10 protein-coding genes and 1 pseudogene are annotated in these 8,201 nt (G+C 57.3%); 3 read left to right on the top strand and 8 right to left on the bottom strand.

Features of this window, described 5'->3' with window-relative positions; all coding sequences use genetic code 11:
* Nucleotides 1-219: hypothetical protein (locus IT444_12020; GenBank protein MCC7193498.1), on the bottom strand; the 219-nt coding region annotated here is incomplete at its 3' end.
* A 12-nt stretch (nt 220-231) separates the two neighbouring features.
* The gene (locus IT444_12015; protein ID MCC7193497.1) at nt 232-510 is read right to left on the bottom strand and encodes a hypothetical protein; all 279 of its coding nucleotides are present in this window, start codon (nt 508-510) and stop codon (nt 232-234) included.
* A 142-nt stretch (nt 511-652) separates the two neighbouring features.
* Between IT444_12015 and IT444_12010 the strand changes: the two genes are divergently transcribed.
* Both IT444_12010 and IT444_12005 read left to right on the top strand, forming a co-directional pair.
* A complete protein-coding gene (locus tag IT444_12010) occupies nt 653-853 on the top strand; it encodes a hypothetical protein (protein ID MCC7193496.1) in 201 nt (66 codons plus the stop codon).
* 97 nt (nt 854-950) lie between these two features.
* The gene (locus IT444_12005) at nt 951-1,097 is read left to right on the top strand and encodes a hypothetical protein (protein MCC7193495.1); all 147 of its coding nucleotides are present in this window, start codon (nt 951-953) and stop codon (nt 1,095-1,097) included.
* Between the two features lie 188 nt (nt 1,098-1,285).
* On the opposite strand, the gene IT444_12000 is transcribed toward IT444_12005, so the two are convergent.
* The 6 genes and pseudogenes from IT444_12000 to IT444_11975 form a co-directional block, all read right to left on the bottom strand.
* Entirely contained in the window at nt 1,286-2,473 is a 1,188-nt protein-coding gene (locus IT444_12000; protein ID MCC7193494.1) for a hypothetical protein, read from the bottom strand.
* A 33-nt stretch (nt 2,474-2,506) separates the two neighbouring features.
* On the bottom strand, nt 2,507-3,766 hold the full coding sequence (locus IT444_11995) for an ATP-binding protein (protein MCC7193493.1): 1,260 nt from the start codon (nt 3,764-3,766) through the stop codon (nt 2,507-2,509).
* A 12-nt stretch (nt 3,767-3,778) separates the two neighbouring features.
* Nucleotides 3,779-4,843, bottom strand: coding sequence for a dynamin family protein (locus IT444_11990; GenBank protein MCC7193492.1), 1,065 nt, complete (start codon nt 4,841-4,843; stop codon nt 3,779-3,781).
* Nucleotides 4,840-6,771 (bottom strand): dynamin family protein, encoded by a 1,932-nt coding sequence (locus tag IT444_11985; GenBank protein ID MCC7193491.1) that lies wholly within the window; start codon nt 6,769-6,771, stop codon nt 4,840-4,842. Before IT444_11985 ends, IT444_11990 begins: the two co-directional genes overlap by 4 nt.
* Nucleotides 6,772-6,813: 42 nt before the next feature.
* Nucleotides 6,814-7,368, bottom strand: a complete 555-nt coding sequence (locus IT444_11980) for a hypothetical protein (GenBank protein MCC7193490.1) — start codon at nt 7,366-7,368, stop codon at nt 6,814-6,816.
* Between the two features lie 258 nt (nt 7,369-7,626).
* Nucleotides 7,627-7,734: pseudogene (locus IT444_11975) on the bottom strand (helix-turn-helix domain-containing protein).
* Nucleotides 7,735-7,899: 165 nt separating this feature from the next.
* Here IT444_11975 and IT444_11970 point away from each other — a divergent pair.
* On the top strand, nt 7,900-8,201 hold a 302-nt coding region (locus tag IT444_11970), incomplete at its 3' end, for a hypothetical protein (GenBank protein ID MCC7193489.1).

The raw sequence follows: 8,201 nt of genomic DNA, 5'->3' as shown, positions 1-8,201 counted from the left end.
ATCGGTTGCAACGATTGGGCTGTTGATGTTGGAGGCCTCGTCATACCGCTCAAACATTCGTCGGCTGGCCCGCTCGGCAGCGGCGACCATACCGACAGGCGAGCCATTGTGACGTTCGACCAGATGGTCGATGACTTCACCATAGCGGCTGCAGACCTGACGAATGACGAGGTTCCGGCCTCGGCGGGTAATCTGGATGATGGGTTGGGATCGGGTCATGGCGTTCTCCGTTCAGTCCACAAAACGCTGCAGTTCGCGGTAGTAGCCGTCTACGTCGCTGTTGGTACCGACCACCCCGTCGCAGCGGCGCTGAACCTCAGTGGCGATCCAGAACAGTTCGGTGTCGTCAGTGCCCTTGGCGTCGATCTCCCAGGTCTTCCAAGCCTGCTCGCCTTTGCCGGGGTCGGGGTCGGCGATGATGCTGTCGATGCGGATGGTGACGCTGCCGCGCTGGCGTTCGATGGCGACGTGCCCGGTTCGTCCTTCAAGTTCGATTCGCTTGGTTCGCATGGCCTATCTCCTTGTGGCTACTTGGTTTACGTTCAATTCAACAGGCACATTAAGCCATGCTTGGGAAGAAACATCAAGGCAATTAACTCATTGTAAATAAAGAACTTACAGATTGACGTAACCTTGCCCCGGGACTAGAGATATGACCGATCAGACACCCCGAATGACCGCCCTGACGCCTGCTCAGGCGGCAAAAATCCTCGCCACCGCCGGCTCCCGGCGGATCACCGAGAAGATGGTTCGCACCGACATCGAGGCTGGTGCGCCTGCCAATATCGACGGCACGGTGAACCTGATCCACTACGCCGCCTGGCTGGCGCGGGAGGCAGCCCATGGCGATTGACGTTCGTCAACTACGGCCGTCGATGCGAAACACCATCGTCGATGCCGGTCAGCAGGCGTTCTGGTTGACCGGTACGGGCACATGCGCGAACTAGTAAATGGTGGATAATCAGATTGGCAGCAAGGCTGTGGCCTTCCTGCTCACCGGCAACCCGTCTACGCGATTCGGTGTGGTGATCAACCGCAACGCGATTAATGCGGGCGGCGTGTATCATGGCGAGTTTGGCGGGAAACAACAGCAATAGGGACCACGCTTTGCATCCGCCAGCACTGAGAGTTTGCCATGATCTCAACCCGCTAGCCCGAATCAATGACCGCCGACAAACGCTGAGCCGCAGTCACCAGCATTCTGGCTGCCGGCCAGCTGCGCCGCGTCCTGACCTCAAAGCATTAAATCCCGCCGTCCGGACGCGCCCACCGTTCGTGGGGAAGCTCAGTCCACCACGGGCTGTACGTCAACGGAAACACCGCCTCCCTCTGTGTGCTTCACACTTATGGTCGCCGCCTTTCTTCGATGTGAGTTACCATCTTTATCGGCGTAATGGTACTTAACTTCCACCCTGTGCTGCCCATACGTCACCGCTTCCAAAATCCGATTCGCCTCCCCCTTCAAGGGCTGCCCGTCCAGGCTCCAGCTTTCAATCACAGGGGTACGGGTAACGAGCTCAAGCGATAGTTTGACCTTGCCAGACGGGACTTGTGAAGACCCCTCTTCGACTTGTCGAACCAAGAAATCGACGTCGGGGGCGACCGCGGCGGGCTCCGTCGTTATCGCGACAAGCTTCGTCATTATCGAGTGCAGGACTGATCCAGACAAACCGCCGATGAGCAGACACACAATCGCGATGGCTAAGTGTAACCGGTACCGCCTCAGAACGCCGCCCGCTTTCAACGTGCCCATGGGACCAGTAGGAGCCACGACGGCTTCGTCGTGCTCACCGACGCGCTGAGGTCGGCGTATCTCTTGGGCGGAAGGCCGCACATCCTGAACCGCATCTGAAATAGGAGGTACGTTTGTATCTCGTACAGGCTTGGAGACTATCGCCGAGGCCCCGCCTCCCGACTGCACCAGTCGACACTCAAACGGAACGCTTGGGGCAAGCGCCGCGATCAGCGATCCCGCACGAGCCAACACATCAGTACCGGCGATCTCCACCCGGCCAGTCCGCGTGAGTTCCTCGAGTTGGCCCGTCGCGTCCTGCGCCACCGAGACCTCTAGATCAATCGCGAGGCTCTCTGGCGCAGGCACCGGACAGCTATCCCGCGCAGTTCTAGCCAGTTCCTTCAGTTGCGGCGATTCCAGAACCTCCAGGCAGTTACGACCTTTAGCATCGGCGGCACGCGTAAATGCACAAATAGGTACGAATCGGCCCTCGCGGCCAAAGGAATCCGTCCCCCCATTGCCCACTCTGTAGCAGCACAGCCAACCGTCAATGACAACCGCCCCCCCCGCATACTCGCCTGGCTTGAGGTCCTGCGGTCTCTCAGGCAGGTTGCGGCTTATGATCTCATCGTACACACGGCCGAGTAGATCAACCGTCAATTCGGGATGGAACCATGTCCAGTACTGATTACTCGGATTTCGAGTGCTTTGGTCGAAAATCGCCAGTCGGAATTGCATCGGAGCTACCTCTACCTTTGGTTGTGTGACACCTTAATTCTGTGGGGCCGGGGATGCCGCGTTGAATTTTTCGTACAGGATTTTCCAGGCAATCAGGATACCTCCTGTGGTCAAAAGCATATCCCAAATCACAACGGCGCTTGTGTTCACTTTGTAGTCAGGGTTAGATACCGTCACGTCGTAGACTGTTTCAGTCGTACTATTCAACCACAGTAGATACCAGTTGCCCGGGTGATCGACTTGGCGCGGCACACGTGTCTCAACGGACGGGTCTCGGTGAGTGTAGAGGTAGCGCAAGGCGGGAAGCGTGATCGGTTGCGCCAATACCCCAAGCAGCAGCGCAAGTAAAAGGCTTTTCATCATTTGCCCGCGACGGTGATCACGAAGCTTTTTGAGATCGCGATCTTTTGCGACGCGAGCCTCCGCTGCCTGTTGGGTGCGGATTGCGTCCCGCCGTGCGGCATCCGCCGCTGCGACCGCCCGTGCCTTGCCATGAATCCACTTCATCAGCGTATCCAGGCCACGCGACTTGAAATTCATCACGGGCACTTGCCGTGGCTCTCTGGAGGACGTGTCAACGCGTGTTTCCGCCACGGCTGCTACCGACAGTACCGATAGACGTCCATCCTCCACATAATTGCCATAGACGAGCGGCAGATACTTTTGGATCACGCTCTCCAACCCGCCCTCGCGCTGGATAAGGGCTTCGTATCGGTCTGCTTTGGTGAAGACCAGCGCCGTTGCCCCACCGATTCCGTTAGTCGAGGCACTCTTTAAGGCATAGTTGATGACCCACTGCGTCTGCCGAACGTGCTCACCGTCGCGATTACTGACAATATCGTCCAGATCCACGAGAACCAAGATGATCTTGGCGTCGCGCAAATACTCGACGACTCGTCGCAGGCCATCAGACAGCTTCGTTGGTTCATCAATCTGACCATCGTCGAACAGAAGCCGAAGATCCTCACCAGAGACATCGATCATACGAATGTCAGCGACGGGCGTGCCATGCTCCTGAAGTATCCACTCCAGTTGGAAAAATTCCCCGCGTTTTGTGATTGGCGGCCATTGGCCTTTCGATAGCGCATCCCAGCTGCGAGAAACGTATTTGTAAGTCACTCCACGGTTATCGCTGGGGCTGAGGAATAGCCCGTCTGGGGTCACTCGACTGAAGCGAGAGGCGAGCGTTGTGATGAGTACGGTCTTCCCGGTGCCCTCAGTGCCAATAATGGCGACTGAGCACCCCTGCGCCGTCTTCTGCGAGGTAGTCGAAATAGCTGCCGTTGCGGTCATCTGCTGTCTCCTTCACGAACTGTGCTCTGGGACATCCAATGCCGTGACAATCTCTTGGCATAGCGTATCACTTACGGCGGCCGATCTCAGCGTGGCCCATTCCGGCGGATTCCAGAAATTCCCCCTGTAGCCCGTTGCGTCCGCCCAATGGCTCCTTGCCCAGTCTCCTAGTTGGTGAGCTAAGTCGGTCACCGCCTGCCGCAGAACGCCGACTCGCGTTCCGGACACGGCCAGTTCTCTCAGCCGGGCTTCCAGATTGTTGATGCCAGCTCTCTCCAGCTTTCCAGCATCGCCAGATCGCTTTGCCTCTGCACCATGCAACCCCGAAACAAAATGGAAGCGGGGCATGGGTCCGCAGAGATGTGCGGCAACGCGTCTGCGCCATCGCAGCCGTTGGCCTTCATCAAGTGATTCAGATCCTGTCACGATGATGTCGTCACATACTTCGCCCAGAAACCGCTCAAAAAACCCCTTCTCGGCACGGTCGACGCCGAATGTCGCGCGAACGACCCAGAACACCTGCGATGTTTTCGTGCGTAGATAGTCCTCCAAAGCTTGCTGATGCGTTCCCTGGCGACTTTCAAGTTGCACGGCGTTAAACCCAGGTGTATCAGCAAGGACGAGGCCATTTTCGAGAATGGGAAGCGGGGCTGTAACCTGAACACGAGACACCTTCCCCTCGAACGTTCGTTGCTTTTCGTCCGCAACCGCCATCAATCGTTCTAATAGCTCCGTGGCATCACTGCAAACCCAATGTGGCCTGTTGTAGTCCTCAGCAGGGAAGACCGTCAGTTGCAACGGTGTTCCGAAGGAAAACTCCACAGGACAGGCGGTGCATGGGTAGTTGCCGGCGGGCGCGAATTCGTCACCCAGCAATGCGTTCATCAATGTTGACTTGCCGACATTGCTCAACCCGACTATCGCAACCACGAAGGGTTTATCCAGCAGCGTCCAGCGATGGCGCAGCACCAGCAGCCGTTGCTGCGCAGTCGTTAGTACTTCGCGGACGGTATCATTCGGCGGGAACCGTATCGTCGCTGTGAACAGGCGCAGGAGTTGATCAATGACGTGCATCATGCCTTAGCCCCTGAATCTTTCCCATCCACCAGCGGTAATGACTTCATTACACGGTGGAACTCGTCGCTTGTGATCCGCAAGGCCACAATCCGGTCTTCGCTCGGACGTCGCTCCCGGATTGTCACCAGCGTGGTCTCGGTCTGGGTGATCTGCTGTCCCAGCTTCTGACGGTACTCGCGGAGGAGCATCTCTCCCGCCTTCCGAAGCTCGCGAAGCCGCTCTGCCCTTAGTTGTCGAAAAGCGTCTGAGATGAAGTCGCGCGCCGCCAGCGGCAAGTGATCCTTGTGTTTCAACATCGATCTCCGCCAGGCGAGCGGCACCTGCGCAGCAGCCACCGCCAATGCAGCCGTCGCTATCGGTCCAGCAACAATGGTCAACAATGGTGTTGCAGCAGCGGTAATCGCGCTCGCGCCAGCGGCACCAGCGGTTCCAGATAGAACCGCTGCGCCAGCAGATATCCATGTGAGCGGGTTCCACCATACAGCGGTGGCGGCGGCCGCGGTGGCAGATGCCGCAAGACTCGTCCCAGCGGCCGCCATCTGTCCGAACACATAACTGGAGGCCACGGGTAAAGAACCGCTTAATGTGGCCCAAAGTGAACCCTTGATAACTCCTCGTTTCATCTCGCCATCAGACAATTTCTGAATGGCCACCCCATCGCCAGTACGGATGTCGAGCATCGGCAGGGATCGCTGCAGTTGGTTCGCGGCCGCAATAAGTTGTTTCTCCAACTCGTCGACTGCAGGCTGCAAACGCTGCTCGATGTCGTTGAGCATTAGTCTCGGAAGTCTTGCGGATAGGGTCTTGACAGTTAACAGCGGTGCGCAAGCGATCGTTTGCTCGAAATGCTGTTGAGTCTGCCGCTGAATCACGCTGAGTCGCTGCTCGAAGTCATCTATGGCCGTGTTCCACTCCAAGATGAAGTTGCGGTCAACGGACTGCTGTTTCGACTCGAGGTTGGTGCGTGTCTTTGCAAGTTCAGTCAACCGCTGGTCGATTTCATCTCGGCTGCATTGACTTTCACGGAGCTGCAAGTCGACCTGCGAAACGAAGGCTCCGGCAACCGCCTCAATTCGAGAGCGCAAACGTTCGATTTGTGCCCCCAGGCGATTGGCGACGAGGAAGTCCCGGACTTCATCAATCAAGGAGGTGATCCCGCCCTTGTCCGGTCTGCCTTCGAAAGCAGAGCGCGCGCTGATCCGGTGGACGAAAGTCGCATGGATGCCTGCCGAGGCCAGGACTTTGGTGTTGTGCTCAATGGCATCCTGCAGATCGCGCGAGTCGGTGACGTCGATCTGGTTCACCACGAAGAACATTTTCTGGATGTCAGCAGCCCGTATCTGACGCAACAGATCGAGTTCGGTGTTGTCGATGGGCATCTGTGCTGTCACGAGGAATATGACCGCATCCGCCGAAGGCAAAAATGCTTGGAGTAGCGTGTCGTGATGTTCGTGAAGGGAACCCGCACCAGGGGTGTCGACAAGAACTACGTTCGGATCAAGGCCCGGGAAAGGAGCGGCGATGTCAACAAAGGTAACCCCTTTACGGTTCTCTGGGTTGGCCTCTTCCGTCACGTAATCCCGGATATTTCCGAACAGTACCGACTCGGTATGGCCATCCGCAAAATAGACGGTTGCGGTCTCTTTCTCGCCGAAAAAGAACCGACTGATGGTGCTTGATGCGGGAAGGACGTCCACCGGCGCTACGATGTCGTCGGTACGTCCCAGCAAGGCGTTCACAAGAGTGCTTTTCCCTCTCTTGGCCTTCCCGAGGACGGCAATCGTAAGCTTATCCATCTTGAACTGGGCGATCGCGTCATCCACGGCCGCTACCGCACCTGATTGACCCTCCTTGTCGAGCAAAACACGAATCTGCTGAGCCCAGTCGAGTATTCTCTTTCGCAGTATATGGTCGGTTAAGTCGAACATGTCTAGCTCCTTATTCTATTGCCGCAACGCGTCACGGCATCGTTATGTGGTTCCGCGTCGCGCGAGATAACCCATCCCACCTAGGGCGGCAGTCACGAAGGACGGTAGCGGGGTGGGAATAGCGGTGAGGAATCCGAGCAGCAAGGCCTTTCCTGCTGCTGCCGCCCATGAATCATGACAGCCATGTCGCTGAACCAAGATCGTGGCACCGAACACTACCATTCCCGCCAGCGGTGCAAGGAAGAAGGCCCCGAGCCCGCCCGTTGCGGCTTCACCCCCAAAGATCGTGAAATCGAATGCGACAACACAAAGCGCGACAAGCGGGTGAACCCCAGCAGCGTTCAACCAAGAACGAGTCGGCTGCAGCGGTGGAGGTGAAGTTGTGCCCACGATGTTTGAGTGACTTGGTGAAGCAACGTGATCCACGCCACGAACGCGTTCGACGCGGCTGACCACGACGGTTGAGCTACCGTCGGATGCCGTGTCGCGTGCCACCGTGGAGTATGGAATCCAGGGGGTGCCGCCTTCCATCCGCACCTGATCGGTATTGGCGATCTCGCCCCGGTCGTAACATTCGTCGAGTTCTGATCGACTCATCGGTCCGTGCATGCGCCCACCCTTCGAATAGTACCAACAGCTGTTCATCTGCCCATTTCCCCCTTGCATGAAAACACCTACGCATAGGTCAGCCAGGAACGCCGCTCTGCCCGCAGCAGGTCGGGCAATTGAAATCTGGCTGCTCGCCCAATAGCCTTGGTGAAGCGTTTCATCATCCGGCGCTCTTTTTACCGCATCGGCGACAACGACATGAACTCCCTAGCCAACCATCCGTCTAATGATGGTCCGCAGGAATCCTCAGTGCCGACCAATTTTCTGCCCAAGCACCTTTCCTTCGACGCACAGCTTGTACAACGTTGACTTCGAGATCTTGATATATGCCGCTAACTCATCGATCGTCATGACGCTGTAGAGATTCTTCTACATCATCTTGTCTTGTTCAGCCTATTTTCACCGTGCTGACTACAGCCAATTTACCAGTTATTCACTGCTGACGTCAACCGCCGCAATGCGTTACCACCCATGTCAGCGATGTGAGGGGACCACCGGCAAGGACGGAATCAAGCGAGCATGGCGGCGCGCGGGCGGACCGGCATGCAGTGGATAGTGGTGTGCCTGGGTAAACTCATCGCGATGACCGTGTTTCCGGTGGAACTCACCCTGAGCGGAGGAACACAGGGCGATGAAGTATACCCCGCGTCATGGCTGTATGACGTGCGCGACGCGATAACAGGCGAACTGTTGAAACACGACGCCGACCCCATAGACGTGCCCCATCACTGGAAGCGACCCAATATTGGCCAGATGATCGCCGCCGACTATGGCTACGCCCATTACAGGCACAATAGCGTAGGCGGAGTGCAATTGGTGCT

The organism is Phycisphaeraceae bacterium (assembly GCA_020851465.1).
Classification (GTDB): Bacteria; Planctomycetota; Phycisphaerae; order Phycisphaerales; family Phycisphaeraceae; genus JADZCR01.
This window is presented reverse-complemented; position numbering and strand designations above follow the sequence as displayed.

What these genes read in the sequence shown, in the direction of transcription:
- IT444_12005 (MCC7193495.1), top strand. Translation starts at nt 951, where the DNA reads ATGGTGGATAATCAGATTGGCAGCAAGGCTGTGGCCTTCCTGCTCACC.
- IT444_11995 (MCC7193493.1), bottom strand. Translation starts at nt 3,766, where the DNA reads ATGACCGCAACGGCAGCTATTTCGACTACCTCGCAGAAGACGGCGCAG.
- IT444_12010 (MCC7193496.1), top strand. Translation starts at nt 653, where the DNA reads ATGACCGATCAGACACCCCGAATGACCGCCCTGACGCCTGCTCAGGCG.
- IT444_11990 (MCC7193492.1), bottom strand. Translation starts at nt 4,843, where the DNA reads ATGATGCACGTCATTGATCAACTCCTGCGCCTGTTCACAGCGACGATA.
- IT444_12000 (MCC7193494.1), bottom strand. Translation starts at nt 2,473, where the DNA reads ATGCAATTCCGACTGGCGATTTTCGACCAAAGCACTCGAAATCCGAGT.
- IT444_11980 (MCC7193490.1), bottom strand. Translation starts at nt 7,368, where the DNA reads ATGAGTCGATCAGAACTCGACGAATGTTACGACCGGGGCGAGATCGCC.
- IT444_12015 (MCC7193497.1), bottom strand. Translation starts at nt 510, where the DNA reads ATGCGAACCAAGCGAATCGAACTTGAAGGACGAACCGGGCACGTCGCC.
- IT444_11985 (MCC7193491.1), bottom strand. Translation starts at nt 6,771, where the DNA reads ATGTTCGACTTAACCGACCATATACTGCGAAAGAGAATACTCGACTGG.